The sequence below is a fragment of the Staphylococcus sp. GDY8P119P genome (genome assembly GCF_017892075.1).
GTDB classification, from domain to species: domain Bacteria; phylum Bacillota; class Bacilli; order Staphylococcales; family Staphylococcaceae; genus Staphylococcus; species Staphylococcus ureilyticus.
Window position 1 is genome coordinate 465,364 of the sequence record NZ_JAESKJ010000001.1, and the last position, 21,912, is coordinate 487,275.

The 21,912-nt window shown below is 32.5% G+C and carries 21 protein-coding genes; 15 read left to right on the forward strand and 6 right to left on the reverse strand.

Translation table 11 applies throughout. From position 1 onward, the window contains the following. The first annotated feature begins 177 nt into the window (after nt 1-177). From KA830_RS02120 to KA830_RS02130, 3 genes are all read left to right on the forward strand, one after another. Complete coding sequence (locus KA830_RS02120; protein ID WP_064209363.1) at nt 178-1,248, forward strand: NAD/NADP-dependent octopine/nopaline dehydrogenase family protein; 1,071 nt, start codon at nt 178-180, stop codon at nt 1,246-1,248. A 37-nt stretch (nt 1,249-1,285) separates the two neighbouring features. Further along, nucleotides 1,286-2,686: a Na+/H+ antiporter NhaC gene (gene nhaC, locus KA830_RS02125; protein ID WP_046208470.1), complete on the forward strand. Its 1,401-nt coding sequence runs from the start codon at nt 1,286-1,288 to the stop codon at nt 2,684-2,686. Between the two features lie 172 nt (nt 2,687-2,858). Beyond that, the gene (locus tag KA830_RS02130) at nt 2,859-3,020 is read left to right on the forward strand and encodes a hypothetical protein (RefSeq protein ID WP_155390677.1); all 162 of its coding nucleotides are present in this window, start codon (nt 2,859-2,861) and stop codon (nt 3,018-3,020) included. A gap of 607 nt (nt 3,021-3,627) precedes the next feature. On the opposite strand, the gene KA830_RS02135 is transcribed toward KA830_RS02130, so the two are convergent. Further along, the gene (locus KA830_RS02135; protein WP_046208469.1) at nt 3,628-4,365 is read right to left on the reverse strand and encodes a CHAP domain-containing protein; all 738 of its coding nucleotides are present in this window, start codon (nt 4,363-4,365) and stop codon (nt 3,628-3,630) included. 500 nt (nt 4,366-4,865) lie between these two features. Here KA830_RS02135 and KA830_RS02140 point away from each other — a divergent pair, with 500 nt between their 5' ends. The 4 genes from KA830_RS02140 (at nt 4,866) to KA830_RS02155 (ending at nt 8,527) form a co-directional block, all read left to right on the forward strand. Then, a complete protein-coding gene (locus KA830_RS02140) occupies nt 4,866-5,918 on the forward strand; it encodes an LLM class flavin-dependent oxidoreductase (RefSeq protein WP_046208726.1) in 1,053 nt (350 codons plus the stop codon). Nucleotides 5,919-5,931: 13 nt separating this feature from the next. Next, on the forward strand, nt 5,932-6,291 hold the full coding sequence (locus tag KA830_RS02145) for a DoxX family protein (protein WP_046208468.1): 360 nt from the start codon (nt 5,932-5,934) through the stop codon (nt 6,289-6,291). 625 nt (nt 6,292-6,916) lie between these two features. Beyond that, nucleotides 6,917-7,270: a transcriptional regulator, SarA/Rot family gene (locus tag KA830_RS02150; protein ID WP_204180248.1), complete on the forward strand. Its 354-nt coding sequence runs from the start codon at nt 6,917-6,919 to the stop codon at nt 7,268-7,270. Nucleotides 7,271-7,444: 174 nt separating this feature from the next. Then, nucleotides 7,445-8,527 (forward strand): PTS sugar transporter subunit IIC, encoded by a 1,083-nt coding sequence (locus tag KA830_RS02155; protein ID WP_046208466.1) that lies wholly within the window; start codon nt 7,445-7,447, stop codon nt 8,525-8,527. A gap of 346 nt (nt 8,528-8,873) precedes the next feature. On the opposite strand, the gene KA830_RS02160 is transcribed toward KA830_RS02155, so the two are convergent. The 4 genes from KA830_RS02160 to KA830_RS02175 are packed head-to-tail and all read right to left on the reverse strand — an operon-like array spanning nt 8,874 to nt 11,871. Next, nucleotides 8,874-9,575 (reverse strand): amino acid ABC transporter permease, encoded by a 702-nt coding sequence (locus KA830_RS02160; RefSeq protein ID WP_046208465.1) that lies wholly within the window; start codon nt 9,573-9,575, stop codon nt 8,874-8,876. A 12-nt stretch (nt 9,576-9,587) separates the two neighbouring features. Continuing rightward, nucleotides 9,588-10,274 (reverse strand): amino acid ABC transporter permease, encoded by a 687-nt coding sequence (locus KA830_RS02165; RefSeq protein ID WP_046208464.1) that lies wholly within the window; start codon nt 10,272-10,274, stop codon nt 9,588-9,590. Continuing rightward, nucleotides 10,271-11,125, reverse strand: a complete 855-nt coding sequence (locus KA830_RS02170) for an amino acid ABC transporter substrate-binding protein (RefSeq protein WP_107525429.1) — start codon at nt 11,123-11,125, stop codon at nt 10,271-10,273. The genes KA830_RS02165 and KA830_RS02170 overlap by 4 nt, the downstream gene beginning before the upstream one ends. Then, nucleotides 11,122-11,871, reverse strand: coding sequence for an amino acid ABC transporter ATP-binding protein (locus KA830_RS02175; RefSeq protein WP_046208462.1), 750 nt, complete (start codon nt 11,869-11,871; stop codon nt 11,122-11,124). Before KA830_RS02175 ends, KA830_RS02170 begins: the two co-directional genes overlap by 4 nt. Before the next feature lie 147 nt (nt 11,872-12,018). Between KA830_RS02175 and KA830_RS02180 the strand changes: the two genes are divergently transcribed. The 4 genes from KA830_RS02180 to KA830_RS02195 all read left to right on the forward strand — a co-directional run bounded on the left by KA830_RS02180 (nt 12,019) and on the right by KA830_RS02195 (nt 15,831). Then, complete coding sequence (locus tag KA830_RS02180; protein ID WP_046208461.1) at nt 12,019-13,170, forward strand: acyl-CoA dehydrogenase family protein; 1,152 nt, start codon at nt 12,019-12,021, stop codon at nt 13,168-13,170. Nucleotides 13,171-13,388: 218 nt separating this feature from the next. Beyond that, nucleotides 13,389-14,306: an ABC transporter substrate-binding protein gene (locus tag KA830_RS02185; protein ID WP_204180249.1), complete on the forward strand. Its 918-nt coding sequence runs from the start codon at nt 13,389-13,391 to the stop codon at nt 14,304-14,306. 193 nt (nt 14,307-14,499) lie between these two features. Then, nucleotides 14,500-15,048, forward strand: a complete 549-nt coding sequence (locus KA830_RS02190) for a biotin transporter BioY (protein WP_204180250.1) — start codon at nt 14,500-14,502, stop codon at nt 15,046-15,048. Nucleotides 15,049-15,078: 30 nt separating this feature from the next. Beyond that, complete coding sequence (locus KA830_RS02195; protein ID WP_204180251.1) at nt 15,079-15,831, forward strand: GNAT family N-acetyltransferase; 753 nt, start codon at nt 15,079-15,081, stop codon at nt 15,829-15,831. 325 nt (nt 15,832-16,156) lie between these two features. On the opposite strand, the gene fdhD is transcribed toward KA830_RS02195, so the two are convergent. Further along, on the reverse strand, nt 16,157-16,945 hold the full coding sequence (fdhD, locus tag KA830_RS02200) for a formate dehydrogenase accessory sulfurtransferase FdhD (RefSeq protein ID WP_046208457.1): 789 nt from the start codon (nt 16,943-16,945) through the stop codon (nt 16,157-16,159). Between the two features lie 166 nt (nt 16,946-17,111). Between fdhD and KA830_RS02205 the strand changes: the two genes are divergently transcribed. From KA830_RS02205 to galT, 4 genes are all read left to right on the forward strand, one after another. Beyond that, the gene (locus KA830_RS02205; RefSeq protein WP_046208456.1) at nt 17,112-18,128 is read left to right on the forward strand and encodes a LacI family DNA-binding transcriptional regulator; all 1,017 of its coding nucleotides are present in this window, start codon (nt 17,112-17,114) and stop codon (nt 18,126-18,128) included. Nucleotides 18,129-18,227: 99 nt separating this feature from the next. Beyond that, entirely contained in the window at nt 18,228-19,388 is a 1,161-nt protein-coding gene (locus KA830_RS02210) for a galactokinase (protein ID WP_204180252.1), read from the forward strand. Nucleotides 19,389-19,417: 29 nt separating this feature from the next. Further along, the gene (galE, locus tag KA830_RS02215) at nt 19,418-20,410 is read left to right on the forward strand and encodes a UDP-glucose 4-epimerase GalE (RefSeq protein WP_046208454.1); all 993 of its coding nucleotides are present in this window, start codon (nt 19,418-19,420) and stop codon (nt 20,408-20,410) included. 3 nt (nt 20,411-20,413) lie between these two features. Then, nucleotides 20,414-21,907, forward strand: a complete 1,494-nt coding sequence (galT, locus tag KA830_RS02220) for a UDP-glucose--hexose-1-phosphate uridylyltransferase (RefSeq protein ID WP_204180253.1) — start codon at nt 20,414-20,416, stop codon at nt 21,905-21,907. Nucleotides 21,908-21,912 lie beyond the last annotated feature (5 nt).

Here is a 21,912-nt window from a genome sequence, read left to right on the forward strand (position 1 = left end):
AAAAGCCTGTTTACAAAGTGGCGATATTGTTAAAATATAGAAATGCACTTAAGTACCTTTAAATTGAGAAAATTAGATAGGTTGTATACCAGTGTTTATCATTTTTCTTAATAGGTTATACATGAGAGTAATGTTTAATACGAAAAAAATTCAATGTTTAAAGAAAGAAGGGTGTTTATGAAGATAGCTATTGTAGGATCAGGTAATGGTGCTGTTACTGCAGCACTTGATATGGTTAATAAAGGACATGAAGTCAAGTTATATTGTAGAAATCAGTCTATAGATAAATTTGACAAAGCCATTGAACAAGGTGGATTTACATTTAATAATGAAGGTGAAGAAACCTTCGTAAAATTTACTGACATAAGTGATGATATGGAATACGTGCTTGAAGGTGCTGATGTTATACAAGTTGTGATACCATCATCATTTATTGAACATTATGCACACACAATGGCGCCATTTATCAAAGCGAATCAGTTAATTTTCTTTAATATTGCTGCTGCAATGGGATCAATACGTTTTATGAATGTGTTAGAAGATATGCATATTGATGTAATGCCTAAGTTTGCAGAAGTAAATACATTAACTTATGGTACGCGTGTCGATTTTGAAGCAGCACGTGTCGATTTATCTTTAAATGTTAGAAAAGTACATTTTTCAACATATGATAAAGAAGAGTTAAGTGATAGCTTTGATACAATTGAGCAGTTATATCCTCATATTGTAAAAGAAGAAAGCTTATGGAAAACAAATTTAGAAAATGGTAATCCTGAAGTTCATCCAGGACCAACATTATTAAATGTAGGAAGAATAGATTATGCTGATGAATTTGCGTTGTATGAAGAGGGAATCACAAAACATACTGTGCGTTTATTACATGCAGTAGAGTTAGAGAGACTAACACTAGGGCGAAAATTAGGATTTGAGTTATCTTCTGCAAAAGAAGCTCGAATTGAACGTGGTTATCTAGAAAGACAAGATGAAGATGAACCACTCAATCGTTTGTTTAATACGAGTCCTGTATTTTCTCAAATTAAAGGACCTAATCATGTAAAAAATCGTTATTTAACAGAAGATATTGCATATGGTTTAGTGCTTTGGTCAAGTTTAGGAAGAGAAATTGATGTGCCAACACCTAACATTGATGCGATTATCATTATTGCATCAACAATTTTAGAACGTGACTTCTTTGAAGAAGGATTAACGATAGATGAGTTAGGAAAAGATAAGTTAGGATTGTACTAATTATAATATTCATTCATATAAATAAGGGGAAATGTGTATGAAAAGACAACCAACTTTTTTAGAATCTATTTCAACAATCATAGTGATGATTATTATTGTAATAACTGGTTTTGTTGTGTTTGATATTCCAATTCAAGCATTACTTATTCTTTCTTCAGCTTATGCTGCAATTATTGCGAGACGCGTAGGTCTAAAATGGAAAGATTTAGAAGAAGGGATTACTAATCGTTTAGCGACTGCTATGCCAGCGATATATATTATATTATCTGTAGGTATTATTGTGGGTACTTGGATGTATTCGGGAACAGTGCCCGCACTGATTTATTATGGCTTAGAATTTTTAAATCCTAATTTGTTTTTAGTATCCGCATTTATTATTTGTGCAATTACATCAGTTGCTACTGGTACTGCGTGGGGATCAGCATCTACAGCAGGCATAGCGCTGATGGCGATAAGTGCACAATTAAATATTCCAGCTGGTATGGCAGCAGGTGCGATTATTGCAGGTGCAGTTTTTGGTGATAAGATGTCACCACTATCAGACACGACTAATTTAGCAGCACTAGTTACTAAGGTGAATATCTTCTCGCATATAAGAGCGATGATATGGACAACGGTTCCAGCGTCTATCATCGGATTAATTGTGTGGTATTTTGCCGGTTTACAATTTAAAGGTAATGCGAATACTTCACAAGTTAATGCGATGCTTAAGGAACTATCAACGATTTATAACATTAACTTTTTCGTATGGTTACCGTTAATCATTATTATTGTATGCTTGTTGTTTAAAATTTCAACAGTGCCATCGATGTTAATCTCTAGTGTCAGTGCGATTGTTATCGGTGCATTTAATAATGGTTTTAAAGTGACAGATGGCTTTAAAGCAACATTTGATGGTTTTAATAAAAGTATGGTACCAAATTTACATGGCTCATTATCCGAAAAAGCGATTAATTTAATAGAACAGGGCGGTATGATGAGTATGACAGAAATTGTAGTCACGATCTTTTGTGGCTATGCTTTTGCTGGTATTGTGGAAAAAGCAGGATGTTTAGATGTAATCTTGAAGAAAATATCTAGTAATATTAATTCTGTAGGGACTTTAATTCTTGCTACAGTTGTAGGTGGATTAATGATGGTGTTAGCTGCAGGCGTTGCTTCTGTAGTGATAATCATGGTCGGTGTATTAATGATGGATATGTATAATAAAATGGGCTTGGATCGTTCAAATCTATCTAGAACATTGGAAGATTCAGGTACAATGATTATACCATTGATACCTTGGGGAACATCTGGTATTTATTATACCCAACAATTAGGCGTTTCTGTCGATCAATTCTTTATTTGGGCAGTGCCTTGTTATTTATGTGTCTTTTTTGCAATATTTTATGGATTTAGTGGTATTGGCATCAAGAAAGCTAAAGTTAGCGAAGAATAAAAGTAACATAGTATCATTGTGATAATAAATTAAGAAAAAAGTAGTAATGTATTCAAGTTGCAAACTTGTTTATATTACTACTTTTTTAGATAGATTTAAGTGGAATTATTAATAATATGTTTATGAGATAGCTAATTCGGCTAAACAAAACTATGGATGAGGTGGTTCCGTATTGAATTTAGTAATTATTGTAGCGATATTACTTTATGTTATAGGAATACATCAATATTTCAATATAGGTAAAGATTTTAAATATCCTTCTATTATCTATTTTATAGTCGGTTTTATATTGTATATTGTAGCGATGGTACAGTATAAAGCCGATTTATGTTAACAATACACAAATGGTATATGTATAGTTATACTTGCACAAACCATAATTTAAATGGTTTTAATTCTCTAAATTAAATTAATCTATGATGGTAGTCATGTTATTTTTACAATGATACAAGTGAGTATTATATTGCTAATTGTTAGATATAAGCTGATGCATCATTGAAGATTTATCACTTTAAAAGTGTACATAAAAGATGACTAGAATTGATAAAAGTACCAAATGGTGACCTAAGTTACAGTCATCTAAGATGATATGAAACATACTAAGATCGCTTCAAAACTAATCTTAGTATGTTTTTTTATATTTTAAAGCGTATGTGTTGATGATCGTTGATGTAGCTGGCTTGTGATAAAATACAGGTTTCCAACTTAGTAATTATACACACTATATAAATTTCATATAACTTCTAAGTCCGTATCACTTTGCAAAATCGCTAATATTGGTATGTATTAGAAAAAACAATACTAATTAAATATATCTAGAATAATTGTAAGTGATATTATCCAGTTAAAATCTAAAAGTGAAATAAAAAAGCAGCAATTTCTATATCGTTTCAATAGAAATTGCTGCTTGATTATGTCTAGCTATTTTTATGTGCTAACATTTAGTGAATGTAGTTATAGCTTGAAGCTTGGCTAGCTGAAATTGTACGTGAAGTAACAACACCAGGACCTTGACCATAGTTCATTTCAGATACACGGATTGAACCGTCGCTGTTTACACTTTCAACATATGCTACGTGTCCCATAGCACCAGTTGAAGATTGTAAGATTGAACCTTGTGAAGGTGAATTGTTTACTGTGTAACCTGAAGCAGCTGCAGCGCTTGCCCAGTTGTTAGCGTTACCCCAAGTTGAACCGATTTTACCACCGACTTTATCAAATACATAATAAGTACATTGGCCAGAAGTATATAGGTTGTTAGAAGAACCTGAAGTGCTAGAAATAGAACTTGATGAACTTGATGGCGCGCTTGTTGTAGTTACTTTGATGTTACGGTCTGAAGTTGAATTTGAAGCAGCTCCACCGCCACCAGTTGTATTATTATTAGCTGTATATGATTGAGTAGCGTTACCATATGTAGAACCATAATTACTGCTTTGACCATTACTTGCATAGCCATTGTTATTTGAATGAGCTTGGTCTGCTTGGCTTGGATTCCAATTACCTTGCCAAGTGTAGTGGTAATTACCTTGTTGATCTATTGTATATGAATAGCTATAAGAAGTTGGGTCATTAGGGTTATAACCATTATTATTTTCAGCAGCATCTGCTTCGTTTTGTGCAAATGCGAAAGTAGCGATTCCTGCAGTAGCGATTGTAGCTGTAGCGATTTTTTTCATTGTAAAATATCCTCCTAATAATTATAAAGCATTTAATTTATTATCTCAGTCTCTAAATGACAATAGTTTAAAATATTTTTTTTCGTTGTTTTTTAACGACAAGCAATACTTTATCAGATAATGGTCGGTTTGTGTGCAATGTTATCATTTTGTAATTTAACTCTAATAATTAATCGTTAGATGTAACAAATAACATTAGTTTTATATAGTTCTCAGCGCCCATTGTTATCACATTTTAATGATTTCATGTGTAATCTTGCACTCTAATTTATTACAAATCTGTAAAATAACAGAAAATTACAAATGCTAATAAATGCTAAAATTTAGTTATTTAAATAATATATTATTTTCTAAAGTTAGAGATTATTTATTTTTTGAAAGAATTGAGAGTAATTTATACAAATAGGCTGTAATGTTCATGAGCAATGCTATTGACAGTTTATTTGAAAGGTTTTAAGATAATAGGTATAAAAAATATACTTGGTAAGCGAGGTGAATTAATGAAAATTGAGATTGGCTTAACATCATTTGCTGATAATAGTGAAATTTTCACCGATAAAGGTAAAACATCTGCAATTAGCAATGCTCAGAGAATAAGAAATATCATAGAAGAGATTGAAATTGCAGATGACTATGGTCTTGATGTTTATGGGTTAGGAGAGCATCATCGACCTGATTATGCCGTTTCTGATCCTGTTACAGTCTTAGCTGCAGCGTCTAGAAATACAAAGCAAATTAAATTGAGTAGTGCTGTAACTGTGCTATCCTCAGATGATCCTGTAAGAGTTTATGAAAGGTTCTCAACATTAAATGCAATTTCAAATGGTCGTGCCGAAATAATGGTAGGAAGAGGTTCATTTATAGAATCATTTCCACTATTTGGGTATAACTTAAATGATTATGAACAATTATTTAATGAAAAGATTGAATTATTAATGCAAATTAATCAAAATGAAATTGTAAATTGGACCGGTCAACTGAGACCCAATATACAAAATTTAGGTGTCTATCCTAGAGTTGAGCATGGTATTTTACCTATTTCTATAGCTACAGGTGGAACACCTGAATCTTCATTGAAAGCAGGAGCATTAGGATTACCCATCACTTATGCTATAATTGGCGGTGACCCCAAAAGATTCCGCAGAAATATTGATATGTATAAATCGATAGCCGAATCCTATGGTCATGATGTGAAAGAATTACCGATTGCTACGCATTCTTGGGGGTATATTGCTGAAACGGATGAACAAGCTTTTCGTGAATTTTTCCCTTCAGTAAAAGCAAGCCATGATGTATTAGCTAAGGAACGTGGCTGGCCACTATATGATGAAAATAGTTTCATTCGTGAAGCAGGCCCGAATGGTGCATTATATGTTGGAAGTCCGGAAACTGTGGCTAATAAAATTATTGAAACTGTTGAAACACTAGGTTTATCTCGCTTTATGTTGCATACACCTGTAGGTTCAATGCCACATGAGCATACAATAAACACCATTAAATTATTGGGTGAGCGGGTAAAACCTATTGTAGATAAATATTTTGAAAACAAATAGAAGGAGAGTAAAAATGATATTACGTTATTTAACAAATTTAAAATTAGCAAAAGAATTATATGGTGCAGCGAAACCTAAATTAAAAGGTGACAAATCTATGAAAGATACTTTTACTGAAGTATTTAATTTACCTGCAAATGCAGTACCTTTAGCTGGTGCTTTAGAATCATTAAGTGCAGTATTTTTCGTGCTAAGCTTTGCAAGTAAAAGATTATCACGTATTGCTTCGTTAATGACGATTACTGTGCTAGGTGTAGCAGCGTATAAACACTTTGAAGCTGGACATGGTAAAGCAGGTGCAAAACATGCACTTGATTTAACAGGATTAGCAGCGCTTAGCTTATTAGATACGTTAGATTGTAAAAAGAAATAATTATTCATTAAGGTATCGTCTAGATATCAATATGATAAAGTGTTTCTTTTTAAATAAAGAAAAATAAGAAATGAAAATTAACACAACTTGGGACTTTAATAAATGTCTCAAGTTGTTTTTTATACAGATTTTTTATGAGAAAATTACTTGTAAATAGTGATAATTGAAACATTTCGTTTTAAAAACGACATTACACTTTGAAAATGATAATTTGATATTTATGTGTTTATAATGAGAGAGTGCTACAACATAGCTCCATGACATTAGGCAGTTTGTTTGGTTAATATAGTTGTTTGGTTGACGTATATAACAATGCTTATTATTAGATATGCCGAAGTATTTTTAGTTGGTTTTAGTGATCTTCAATTTATTAAATTAAAAGCAAATGCTAATAATTTTAAAAATTTATATAAGCTATTAGTGAATTTTTAGTAACAAAAAGGATATATGTAGCACTAAATTTTAATAATAAAAAGTGATATTAAAAAAATAGTAGTAAAACCTAATATTTTTCATAGTAAGCCATATTGAATTCAATAGCATAAATAGGATAAAATTATATTACATAAAGACAGGCACACATTGAAATATATTAACAACATGAAAAAACATAAGGAGTGGTTTTATGGAAAAATTAAAAGAAATAAGTGAACTAAACGAATTAATAACTTTGTATCAAAAAGGGAAACAGTTTTTCAAAGAAACTAAGAAATATCACAAATTAAATTATGAAGAAATATTTATTTTGAATTATATACATGAGTGTCAATCTTATGAGGTTACCGCAAAAGAAATTGCGCAATATTCAGAGTTAAAACCGTACTACCTAACGAAAGCATTGCAAAAATTAATTAAAATGGGTTATTTGAGTAAAAAGAGAAGTGATATTGACGAACGTACAGTTGTTGTATATATAAATGAAACACAACGTCAGAAAATTGAACATATGATAAAAACATTACAAGACTACCTAAAGTAACTCACTTTTGAAAATGAGTCGTGTTACATATATAAAAAAACGAATATTCTGAAAAGTGTAATTTTATTTTATTAATTATATATTGAACCAAAATATTATTTGAGTAAAACATTAAATGTGATATACTAATATTTGTTAAATGAAAGCGCATACAAATATTAGAAGGGTGTTTTTATGAATTTACTTTTAGGGGTTATATTTTTAGGTATTGTTTTATGTTTGTTTACACTTTTTACAAGTAAGGCACCAAATGGTGGAAAAGCAATGGGAGCGCTAGCAAATGCTGCAATTGCTTCTTTTTTAGTCGAAGCCTTTCATAAATATGTAGGTGGAGATTTAATGGGAATTCCATTTTTAGGCCAGTTAGGTGAAGCGGCAGGTGGCTTAGGCGGGGTTGCTGCTGCTGGTTTAGTTGCTTTAGCAATGGGCGTTTCTCCTGTATATGCCTTTGTTATTGCCGTTGCATGCGGTAACATGGATTTACTACCAGGTTTTGTCGCAGGTTACATAGCCAGTTTTGGTATGAAATGGATAGAACAAAAATTTCCCGATGGTTTGGATTTAATAGGTTCAATTATTATCATTGCACCTATCACACGAATTATTGCAATTGGTGTAGCACCTGTTGTAGATGCGACATTATTGCAAATAGGTAATATCATTAAAGATTCGACAACTTCAAGCCCAGTACTAATGGGGATAGTACTAGGGGGGATTATAACAGTTGTAGCAACTGCACCTTTAAGCTCAATGGCATTGACTGCGTTACTAGGACTTACAGGAACACCAATGGCAATTGGTGCATTGGCAGTTTTTGGATCATCGTTTATGAACTTTGTTTTGTTTAAACGAATGAAGTTCGGTGATCGTAAAACAACGATTTCTGTGGCTATTGAGCCGTTATCACAAGCAGATATCGTTACTGCCAATCCAATTCCTGTTTATGCTACAAATTTTGTAGGCGGTGCTGTATCGGGCGTTATTATTGCTATGTTTGGACTTGTTAATGAAGCAACAGGCACTGCAACGCCAATTGCAGGTTTAATGGTGATGTTTGGCTTTAATAATGCATTGACTGTGATTATCGTTGCATTATTATGTGCAATAGGAAGTGCTGTTTGTGGTTACTTAGGATCTATTGTGTTCAAAAATTATCCTATTATAACTAAAGATGAATTACAAAATGGTAGAATGCCTAAAAAGGTTAAGAATTATTATAAAAGAAAAAGACAGTATGCCGAAAGTTTAGCAATGTAGCTATTAAAGACAATGTTATAGGAATAAATGAAAACTTAAAAAGACTGGAACGTCCATATCAATATCAAGGCCCGTAACTACATTTTGAAATAATGTAGTTACGGGCCTTTTTGATACTCATATTTTATATTGAGTGCTGATTTTTTGTCACTGTGAGATTGAAAAGAAAACGCATCATAAATGTTCAGTACATACGACTAACTATTATATTAACTGTAAAAAATAAGTCGTTTTGTATACATGTGTCAAGGTTAAAATTATAGATAAGCACATGGAGTATTGGAAATCGATAAAACAGAAAATTTAAATAAGTGTCTATATGAAAATGATTTTGTTCTATTGTGATTTATGCTGTGGTTTTTGAAGTCATATATTGTGCTGAACGGTTTTCAACTTTAGAAAATAGCAATTCTAGTACTATGGCAAGTAACCAATAAAATATTGCTGCTACACTATATACAGTTATAAAACGATAGCCTTCATTTGCAATAACATGACTAACTGCCATAATCTCAGTAACTTGTACTGCGAATGCTAGAGAAGTTCCTTTGATAAGCATTATAAATTGATTTTCAATATTGGGAAGCGCATAGCTGAATGCTTGCGGTAATATAATTTCTTTGTAAGTTCTAATTGTTGAAAGTCCTACAGTTTGAGCAGCTTCAATTTGATCGGTATCGACTGAAAGTAATCCCCCTTTAATAGATTCTGACAAATATGCAACAGCATGTAAGGAAAACACAATAAATGCAATAACTAATGGTGAGAAAATATCAGGATTAATTGTCAATGTAAATTGTGCATTACTCCAAATCACTAATTTTGGTATGCCATAATACATAATAAATAATTGGACAATAAGTGGTGTGCTTCTAAAAAAAGAATTATATATCACTATAATTTGAGAGAGAATTGGAACATTTTTAGTTTGAATAAAAGCAAATAGTGTGCCGATAATTAAACCTACGATCATTGCTACAATTGAAATAATAATTGTATTTGGTACACCCTTAAGCACTTCTGAAACAGTATAAAGTATAAATGACAAAGTATTACCTCCTTAGACACGATATGGTTTTTGGGCTCGTTTATTGATGAGTGCAAATATAGTTTGTATGATAAGAGCGATTATCCAGTAAATAATAGATATGACGACATAAACTTCTAACATACCTAGTCCATAGTTATTTCCAATAATTAATTTAACTTGTCCCATCATATCAATAATCCCAATTGTAAAAGCTAAAGATGTGTCTTTAATTAGTTCAATCACTTGTGTCGTCAAGTTTGGAATACTGTTGCGTAACGCTTGTGGAATTATAATATCTACTAAAATCCGTGGGTAAGATAAACCGACAGATAGTCCTGCTTCAATTTGGCTATAGTCTACTGATTGGTATCCTGCCCGTATAATCTCTGAAAGATAAGCACCCGTATGCAATGTGAACGCTAAAATTACAAAAAACAGTCTGCTAAAATGATTGATATCGATTTGGATGAATAATAATAATTGCGGCAAAGCAAAATATGCCAAAAAAAGTTGTAAAATTAAAGGTGTACTTCGAATAAAAGACAGATAAATACGGACGATAGGTGATAATACTTTTACTTTTTTGATACGGATGGTTGCTAATAAGCACCCAAGTATTAAGGCAAAAAAGAGTGACAATATAAAGATGAATAGTGTTATGGGTAATTGTTGTAAAACTTGGCCGAATAAATCACCCCAGTTAACAGAATTTGTCATGATTGTACCTCCAATTTATCTTTTTGCTTGTTTATTTCATCCAAATCATCAAATACATTGATATCAAAATATTTTTCAGAAAGTTTTTGTAATTCACCTTCATCTATCAGTTCTTGAGTAGCTTGATCAATATCGTCATGCAATTTTTGATGCTTTTTATTATAGACAATATGCAATGATTCTTTTTTTATAATTCCGCCAATTTTAACATCAGCATTGATTTGTTTTTGAATCGCATTGTAAGTGTTCCAGTTTAAAATCATGGCATCACGTCTGTTATTGCTAACCATTTTTAAATTGTCCCCGTTAGAAGGTTCTTGAATAGTATCGATATCAATTTTTGGAGAATGTGAATTATTATACTGAGATAATATAGAGTATAATCCGCCACTCGGTGCCATTGGTGTTAATTTTTTATCAGGTAAGTCATTGAGTGAATGTATATCAGAATTATTTTTATGAACAACAATTAAAGGCAATGCGTAACTATAAGGAACGTCTTGATAGAGAAATTGTTTTTCGCGTTCAGGCGTTTTGAAAAACCAGTTAATTCCCATATCAAACTTTCCAGCACCAATACCTACAAGATTAGATTCTTCCTCGCCAACTTCATAGTTAAACTGATATTGCGGTAACTTTTTTTCTAATAGTTTTAGGTAGTCTATATCCAAACCGGCAAACTCATTTTGTTTATTTGTATACAAATAAGGCGGATTAACTTCTGCAGAAATTGCTACTTTGATTTCTTTTTTATTATTATGACTTGTGGATTCTTGTGTTTGACTACATCCACTAAATAACACCGTAATCAACAATGAAATGATTAAAATGCGTAACTTATTATTTTTCATAATAAGTCACGCTCCATTTCTACGGTGTTTAAAAAACGATTAATTCTTTTAGAATCAGAAGATTCTAAAACTGATTGTGGTGTACCTTGTTTCAATATTTTACCTTCATCTATAAATAGAATTTGATCTGCAATTGCTTTAGCAAATTGTATTTCATGAGTGACGATTACCATGGTCATGCCTTCTTGTGCAATAGATTTGATAAGTGACAATACGCCTTGAATTGATTCAGGATCTAACGCAGACGTAGGTTCATCTAATAGCAGTACTTCTGGATTAAGCGCTAAGGCACGTATGATTCCTATGCGTTGACTTTGACCACCAGATAGTTGTGAAGGATATTTATCTTTTTGGTTTAATAAATTAAAACGCTCTAAATAAGAAATGGCCATTTCATTTGCCTGTTTAGCAGGCATTTTTTTACCATGTATCAAGCCAACTGTAATGTTTTCAAGAATTGTTTTGTTTTTGAATAAATTATAGTTTTGAAACACCATCGCAGATTTCTTTCTTAACTGTGAAATATCTTTTTTTGAATGTTTATCGGCGACAAAATTTTGATTACCAATTTGAATTGTACCTGATTTTGGAATCGCTAACGCGTTCAATGTTCTAAGTAGCGTTGTTTTACCTGATCCACTTGGACCGATGATAGCAGTCACAGTTCCCTTATTTTGTGAAAAGCTAACGCCATTAAGAACAGTATGATTTTTATATTTATGTATTAAATGTTCAACTGTAATCATTTTAAACCCCCAGAATATCAATACGTACAAAGTATCACATTAATCCTTATCGGTAAAGTAAGATTTTGTAATCTAATAGCTTTTATTCGTTATAAGCGAGTGTTACACTAAGTTTAATAGAGAAAAGTCTAAAATGAGGTGGACACTGTGAATTATTCTGCATTAATACATACAGAGATACAAAAAAAGTGGATAGATAAATTTGATTCAATCAAAGCGCAGTTTAAAGAAAAAGCTGATTATAATGATAAACATTCAAGATTTCCATATGAAAATATTGATTGGTTGGTAAAAGAAGGTTATACGTTATTAACGTTACCTAAAGCATATGGTGGTGAGGGTGCGACTGTTGAAGATATGGTTGTACTACAGACATATTTAGGAGCAATAGATGGTGCGACTGCACTTTCAGTTGGCTGGCACCTTAGTGTTGTTGGGCAATTATATGAACAACATGCTTGGGAACAAGATATGCTAGAGCGCTTTGCAGTAGAAGTGAAAAAAGGTGCATTAGTTAACAGAGCTGTCAGTGAAGCCGAAACAGGTAGTCCTACACGCGGCGCAAGACCTGCTACACATGCAATAAAAAAAGATAACGGTTTTGTGATTAATGGGGTCAAAACCTTTACTTCAATGAGTAGAAGATTAAGCCATTTTATTGTAAGTGCCTATTATGAAGAAATTGATACTGTTGGTTTTTTCTTGATATCTGAAGATACGCCTGGTGTGGAGATTGCAGACAATTGGAATATGGTAGGCATGCGTGCAACTGAAAGTCACGATTTGATTTTAAATGATGTTTTCATTCCAGAAGAAAATTTTGTAGAAATAAGAGGTGCGGGTGGCAAGCAACCTAATGGCTGGATACTACATATCCCTAGTACATATCTAGGTATTGCACAAGCGGCGAGAGATTATGCCGTAGATTTTGCAAAAAATTATAGTCCTGCAAGTATTGATGGTGTGATTGGCGATATTTCAACTGTACAGCAAAATGTTGGTAAAATGGAATCATTACTATTGTCTGCACGCCACTTTTTATGGAGTACTGCAGCGTTATACAACCAACAACAAGAGATACCGATTTGGAATGAAACTTCAGCAAGTAAAGTGTTGGTGATGAATCAAGGTTTAGAAGTAATAGATATTGCCATGCGAATTGTGGGCGCTAAGAGTTTAGAAATGGAACGACCATTGCAACGTTATTATAGAGATATGCGAGCTGGTCTGCATAATCCGCCGATGGAAGACATGGCCTATACTAATATTGCGCATAGTGTATTAGGCCACTTTAAATAAATGCCGAGAACATGGCTTGTCTTTATAGTCAATGAAATCTTTGAATAAACGATTTATATTGGAATGAGTATATGAAATCAATGATTAAAGTTGATTTTCTAACTCATTCCTTTTTTTATTTTTTAAAATAATAAAAATTTTAGGTTTTCTATTGTACAAATTTTATAATCATTATATAATTCAATGGTAACGATAATCATTTTCAATGGAGGAGACTTATGAAAAAATTAATATTTCCAATAATTATAATGGTTCTAATATTAGCAGCTTGCGGCAAAAAATCTGAAAGCGGCTCAGATAGTAACAAAGAAGACACAAAAGCTTATACATTAGATAGCGGAAAGAAAATTGATATACCTAAAAATCCTGAACGTATTGCAGTTGTTGCACCTACATACGCAGGCGGAATAAAATATTTAGGAGGTAAAATTGTAGCTGTCAATGAGCAAGTCGATAACAGTCATATTTTAAAAGATAAATTTAAAGATGTTGAAAAAGTTGGAGAAAATGATGTTGAAAAAGTTGCAAAAACAAAACCAGATTTGATTGTAGTTTACTCTACAGATAAAAACATTAAAAAGTATAAGAAAATTGCACCGACTGTTGTTTACGATTATGGTAAACATAAATATTTAGATCAACAAAGACAATTAGGTAAACTACTTGGAAAAGAAGATAAAGTAAAAAAATGGGAAGAAAAATGGAAATCACAAACTGAAAAAGATGGTGAAGCAATCAAAGCGAAAATTGGTGAAGATACAACAGTGTCAATTTTTGATGAATTTGATAAAAAACTTTACACTTACGGACCTAACTGGGGACGTGGAGGAGAAGTTATGTACCAAGCATTTGGATTAAAGATGCCTAACAAACTCAATGAGCTAGTTAAAAAAGAAGGCTGGGCTGAAATTAAACAAGAAAAACTAGCGGATTATGCTGGTGATTATATCGTTTCCACGAGTGAGGGTAAATCAAAACCAGGTTATAAAAAAACTGATCTATGGAACAACTTATCTGCAGTTAAAAATAATCATGTTATAGAAGTGCAAGCAGAAACTTATTGGTACAACGACCCTTATACATTGGAATATATGAGAAAAGATTTGAAAGAGAAATTTTTAAAAACGAATTCATAATCTATTATTTACAGTAGTATTTTAGAGATTTAAATAAATATCACCAAAATAAAACATGAGCGTGTGACAAAGCAAAGATGTCTCAAGCTCATGTTTTTTTGTTTAGAAAAAGATTATAAATTTAAATTGTAAACTTTTTATTTTTAACAGTTTACATTTGTGGTATAATTTTTTCATCGAAGGAGGTTTGATGATGTCAACGAAATATTTAGTTTATACTGCTTTAATGACTGCTATTATTGCAGTTTTAGGTTTTGTACCTGCAATACCATTACCCATAATGCCTGTACCAATTGTGTTACAAAATATCGGTATATTTCTAGCTGCCATTTTATTAGGTCGTAAATATGGCACATTGAGTGTCGTTGTTTTATTACTTTTAGTTATTGCTGGATTACCATTGTTATCAGGTGGCCGTGGTGGTATTGGTGTTTTTGCAGGACCATCAGCAGGTTTTTTATTTATGTACCCTGTTATTACATATCTTATTGGTCTTGTAAGAGACTTATATTTGAAAAAGATCAACTTTATTGTATTATTAATAACAACTGTATTGATAGGTGTCGTTTTGTTAGATGTTGTGGGTACGATTATAATGGGACTTATTACAAATTTGCCAATTTCTAAATCAATCATGTTATCTTTTGTCTTTATGCCAGGAGATGTTATTAAAGCGCTAATTGCTAGTTTAATAGGCAATATCATGTTAAACCATAGTCGATTCAAGCAATTACTTAAGTAGAATTAATTGAGACAAAGAGGAGGAGAAATGATGGTGAACATAACTTTGAGTAATATTTTCCAACCTGGGAATGTTTACGTTGAAGATGCATATAAAACTATTTATTTAACTCCTCAAATGCCTTTAATATTTGATGCAAATAAATGGGTGTATAAACAAATGCCTTCAATTCAACAATGGAAAGCGGATATAACTACACAAACTGATTTTCATAAGCAACAAAACTCTAATCATTTAACTTTTACTTTTCCGGAAAACGTAGCATTAGACCAACAATGGTTAGGATTAATTAGCCAAGAGCAATTTGAATTAGGACTCATGGAGTTATATGCGATTGAACCTCAAAAATTCAAAAAGTATATAGACTCTGAAGTAGAAGTTAAAGTAGTGGATGCGCATACTATAGATGATTATATTAGTGTTCATAGTCAATTTGCAGCACCATATGGTGAGGGGTATGTTAAAGAAAGTACAAATATGATTAAAAATCAATATATTAATGATGCTAAAACACGTCTTATAGCATATAGGCAGGGTGTTCCAGCTGGTATATTAGATTTGATCATAGATGAGACAACTGTGGAAATTGATGGATTTGGTGTTTTAACATGCCATCAAAGACAAGGCGTCGGTAGTGTGATGCAAAGTTTTGCTGCAGAATTAGCCATGCCCAAACCATTGATTTTGATCGCCGATGGAGAAGATAGTGCTAAAGATATGTACGTGAAGCAAGGTTATGTTTTTATCAGTTTTTGTTATCACATTGTAAAAGAAGATATTTGAAAAAGCCTCATTTTTACTTTAATTAAAAAATATGCTCGCAACGTGAGCGTACTATACTGTCGACAAAGCCATTAACTTTGTCGACATTTTTTTATGCATATTTTCTGAAGGTACTGTTTTATGGTGTAATATTTGGCTGATGTTTTTTGTAAGTATTAGCGTTAACCCACATCCAACATTAAATACATTATTAATTTTGAATGAGTGTAGATACTTTTATCAAAGCGCATCATTTAATAGATAAAAAAAACAAACCTCAGGTGAATCATCACTTAAGATTTGTCTTTAATTTGGTATTTTTATGATGTAAAGGGCGTTTAACACATTATGATATTATGCGCTCTGGATGACTATAAACATTAAAATTACCATCCCGAATAAAACCAATTGCTGTAATATTTAAATCATTGGCAAGTGTTACAGCTAATGTGGTTGGTGCGGATTTAGATAAAATCACACCAACGCCAATTTTCGCAGCTTTAATAAGGATTTCGGAAGATATACGCCCACTAAATATTAATACTTTATCTCGCACAGGTATATGATGTTGTATGCAATAACCATAAAGTTTATCTAAGGCATTATGTCTACCTATATCTTGTCTATGTTCAAAAAATGCCTCTCCATCACTGATGGCAGCATTATGCAATCCACCAGTTTGTTTGAAAATTTTACTTGCACTTTGTAAACGTGTCATCATGTTAAGGACTTGGTGAGGGGTGAGTTTAATTTTAGACATTGATGTTTTAGCTATTGCAGCATCATTGTGGAAATAAAATTCACGACTCTTACCACAGCAAGATGCAATCATCCGTTTAGTAGAATATTCAAACCGGTCATTAAGTGATTTGGTTAATTCGACATGTGCAAAGCCTTTACTATCATCAATTTGGATTGATTTCAAATCATCACTTTTTAAAATAGCACCTTCTGAAGCTAAAAAACCTAGTACTAATTCTTTCATATGATTTGGACTGCAAATGACCGTTGCAAATTCTTCACCATTGACCATAATCGTCAGTGGGAATTCTGTGACATAGTGATCTGTTGTTTCAATAAGTTTACCTTCTTCATATCTAACAATATGTTGGTTTGTTAAAACATCTTCGTTCATAGTATTTATCCCCCAGTTCCTATTCACTATCTATTTTAGCGTATTTTTTGTTGCAAAAAAATAAATTGCATTTATATCCAAAAGCTTAACTGCAATATTTGTTTGATATATACCAAACTTAGAAGTAAACTTATAGTAAACACAATAGTGAGAGGTGATTCGACAAATGGCTAGTATAAGAGATATTGCGAAAGAAGCAAGGGTGAGTCCAGGAACGGTTTCCCGCGTATTAAATAATGATCCCACCTTATCTGTCGCGGAAGAAACGAGAAAAAGAATATACGACATAGCAGAAAATTTTCAATATAAAAAAGCTGAAAGAAAAAATAAAAGTATACAAATTATTACTTATGCATCAAGAGCCAAAGAAATGTCTGATCCGTATTATCGTGAGATTAGATTAGCTATTGAAGCAGAAGTAAAACGTTTAAATCTATCATTAAAAAGAACACTTCGCATTGATGGAGAACATGATGCGATTGATTTTACTAAAATAGCCAAAGCTGGCGCAATTATTGTTGTAGGTAATTTTGCTGCAGAAGCTATTCTAGAATTGCAGAGTTACAATCAGAATATTGTGGTTATTAATAACCCTAACACGCCTAAATCAGTTGATGCAGTGTATTCGGATTTATATGATGCAATGACTCAACTATTAGATGATATAGATCATTCAGAATTAAACGATATTGTTTACGTAGGTGGTACTCATACAATAAAAAACCTTGCAGGCATGCCAACACTAAATAATCAAAATTTTGAAGATAAACGGTATATCGCATTCAATGATTGGTGTAATAAGCACCAAAGAAAAGGTAAAGTATTAATGAATGGTTGGCATAAAGAAGATGGTATAAATGCAGTAAACGAAGTATTACAAAATCAACATCTACCTCAAGTTTTTATCGCAGGTAACGATATGATCGCTTTAGGCATATTGCAACAACTACAACTAAAAAAATACACTTTACCTGATGATATCAAATTGATAAGTTTTAACGATTTGGAAGTGATTCAGTATGCGGTTCCTTCTATAAGTAGCGTACATATACCGATAGACGACTTCGGAAAAATAGCAGTAAGAATGGCAGAAGAGAGAATAAATAAAACAAGGAAAATTGCTATTCATGTAATTGCAGAAGCACAACTGAAAGAAAGGATGACTTTTAAAGTTAATAAGTGAAGTGTATTGACAAAACATTTAGTAAACAAGTAAACTTTATTTAAGTTTACTAAGGGTTTTGATTTTTGTGTATATCGATTTTTAAAGGAGTGGGACGTTATGTTAGAAGCTATGCGCGAGAAATTCGAAAGTTTATTTGACGTGAAGCCTGAAGTGAGTGCATTTGCACCAGGAAGAATTAACTTAATAGGAGAACATACTGATTATAATGGGGGATATGTGTTTCCAGCAGCAATTGAATTAGGTACGTATGGTTTAGCTGTTAAAAGAGAAGATAAATTGGTTCGCCTATATTCTAATAATTTTGAAACGGTTGGTATGATTTCCTTCGACTTAGAACATTTAGATTTTCATAAAGAGCATGATTGGGCGAATTATCCGAAAGGTGTTATTAAATATTTAGTAGAAGCTTTTTCAGAAATTAATCAAGGCTTTGATATTTTGGTAGAAGGTAATATTCCAAACGGCGCTAGCCTTTCATCTTCTGCATCAATCGAATTACTAACTGGTTGGTTGGTAAAGCAGTTATTTAACTTGAATTTAGAGAGATTAGAGCTTATTAAGATAGGGCAACGTACTGAAAATCAATTTATGGGTGTCAACTCAGGGATTATGGATCAATTCATTATAGGTATGGGGAAAGCAGAACATGCCATATTACTAGATACTGCAACGTTAGATTATGAATATGTACCTGCTAAGTTTGGAGACTATGTCATATCCATCATGAATACCAATAAACGTCGCTCATTAACTGAAAGTAAATATAATGAACGGAGAAGTGAATGTGAATCTGCACTGTCATCATTACAACAAAAATTAAATATTGAGTCTTTAGGTGAATTAACAATGGAACAATTTGAAAAACATCAAATGCTTATTAAAGATGATGTGAAACGCAAAAGAGCAAAACACGCTGTTTCAGAAAATGAACGTACGAAACTTGCTTATCAAGCATTATCTGTTAATGATTTTGAAAAATTTGGCAATTTATTAAATGATTCGCACGCCTCATTAAAAGATGATTATGAAGTAACAGGTATTGAGCTTGATACATTGGCGGAAACTGCGCAACAAGTGGAAGGCGTACTCGGCGCAAGAATGACTGGTGCTGGCTTTGCAGGATGTGCAATTGCTTTAGTGCACAAAAATCAAATTCAAGCACTAGAAGATGAAGTCTCAAATAAATATATAGAAAAAATCGGCTATGAGCCATCGTTTTATCATGTGGGCATTAGTGATGGTGTAAAAACAATTTAAAATAAATTTGAAAAAGAAAGGATTTTTCCATGAGCGTATTAGTATTAGGTGGCGCAGGTTATATTGGAAGCCATGCCGTAGACCAATTAATTCATAGAGGCTATGATGTTGTAGTTGTAGATAATTTAGGCACTGGACATAAAGCAGCAATACACAATAAAGCGAAATTTTACGAAGGTGATATTCGTGATAAAGCATTTTTAGAAAATGTATTTAATAGTGAAAATATTGAAGGTGTATTTCATTTTTGCGCATACTCATTAGTTGGTGAATCTGTAGAGAAACCATTAACATATTTTAATAATAATGTTAATGGTCTACAAGTATTGTTAGAAGTGATGTATGACCATGATGTCATGCATATTGTTTTCTCATCAACAGCAGCTGTATATGGTGAACCTGACTCTGTGCCAATTACAGAAAATGATTCTAAAACACCAACAAGTCCTTATGGTGAAAGTAAATTAATGATGGAAAAAATGATGCATTGGTGTCATGAAGCATATGGTGTGAATTTTGCTGCACTCCGATACTTTAATGTTGCAGGCGCTAAAGAACACGGCATAATAGGGGAAGATCATAGACCTGAAACACATTTAATCCCAATTGTATTACAAGTAGCGTTAGGGCAAAGAGATGAATTAACTGTTTTTGGTGATGATTATGATACGGAAGATGGCTCTTGCATACGAGATTATTTACATGTCGTTGATTTAATAGATGCGCATATTTTAGCGTTTCAACATTTAAAAAATGGTGGAGAATCAGGTGCGTTTAACTTAGGTAGTAGCCAAGGTTATTCAGTGTTTGAAATTTTAGAAGCAGCAAGAAAAGTCACAGGTAAAACAATAAACGCAGTTGTTGGTGAAAGAAGAGCTGGAGATCCTAGCAAATTAATTGCATCAAGTAATAAAGCACAGGAAGTATTAGGATGGAAACCTAAACATGATGATATACACGATATTATTGGTTCTGCTTGGCAATGGCATGAAAAGCACCCCAACGGGTATCAGGAGGTATAATGGATGTTATTGAATCACTACGCTGTCCAACTATTTGTATCTCACGCTATAGCACATGGAGATTATGAAGTGGAAGATGCCATTTATATTCAAAATAGATTGCTGAGTATTTTAAATGCTTCAGGCATAGAGGACACAACATCTTCCAAATTTAATTCTGAGACTACAGCGCTTGAGATAACGCAATATTGGATTCAAGAAGCAATCAATGCGAAATGTATAGATGACGCTTTATATAGCAAAGAAATCATTGAAGCACAAATATTAGATTTAATCACACCACGACCATCTGTACTGAACTATAAGTTTTATGAATTATATCAACAGAGTCCAAAGAAAGCGACAGACTATTTTTATAACATAACCAAACGCAATCATTATGTGAAAGAAGATGCAATTGCGCATAATATAAATTTCAACACAGCAAGTGAGTATGGTGATATGGAAATAACAATCAATTTATCCAAACCAGAAAAAGATGCTAAACAAATTGCCAAAGCGAAAGAAGCGCCTGCAACAGATTATCCTAAATGTGCACTATGCATGGAAAATGAAGGTTTTAAAGGGTCTGTAATACAAGCAGCGAGAACAAATCACCGTATCATCAGATTGAACTTAGGACAAGAACAATGGGGATTTCAATATTCTCCATATGCCTATTTCAAAGAACATAGTATTGTGTTATCTCAATCACATGTTCCTATGAAGATAGATAAGCAAACTTTTGTACAACTGTTGGATTTTGTAGATAAATTTCCGCATTATTTTATTGGTTCAAATGCAGATATTCCGCTTGTTGGCGGTTCAATATTGACACACAATCATTATCAATCGGGTAGACACACATTTCCGATGGATAATGCTAAGGAAATGAACAATTTTAACTTAAAACAATTTTCAACAGTAACGGCTTCTACATTGTATTGGCCTATGAGTGTTATTCGTTTGAAAAGTGAAGATAAAAATGATTTGGTAGCAGCGGCAGAATTTATTAGAAAAGCATGGAATAGTTATTCAGATGAAACTGTAGATATAAGAGCATACAGTAAAAATGGTGAGCGTCATCATACTGTAACGCCGATTGCCCGTTATAGGGAACAAAAATATGAACTTGATATTGTTTTAAGAGACAATCAAACATCGGAACAATATCCAGATGGTATATTTCATCCCCATCAAGACGTTCAACATATCAAGAAAGAAAACATTGGATTAATAGAAGTAATGGGGACTGCCATTTTGCCTGGTAGATTAAAACAAGAATTACAACAGGTTAAAGCATTTTTATTAGGTGAACAACAACAAGTGCCAAGCATACATCAACCATGGGCAGAAGACATGACACAACGATATGATATTCATGAGAAAAACGTAAATGAAATTATTGAAAAAGAACTTGGTTTCAAATTCAAACGTGTACTTGAAGACGCAGGTGTATTTAAAAACACATCACAAGGCCAAAGTGCATTTAAAACATTTATAGCATCGTTACAATAAATATT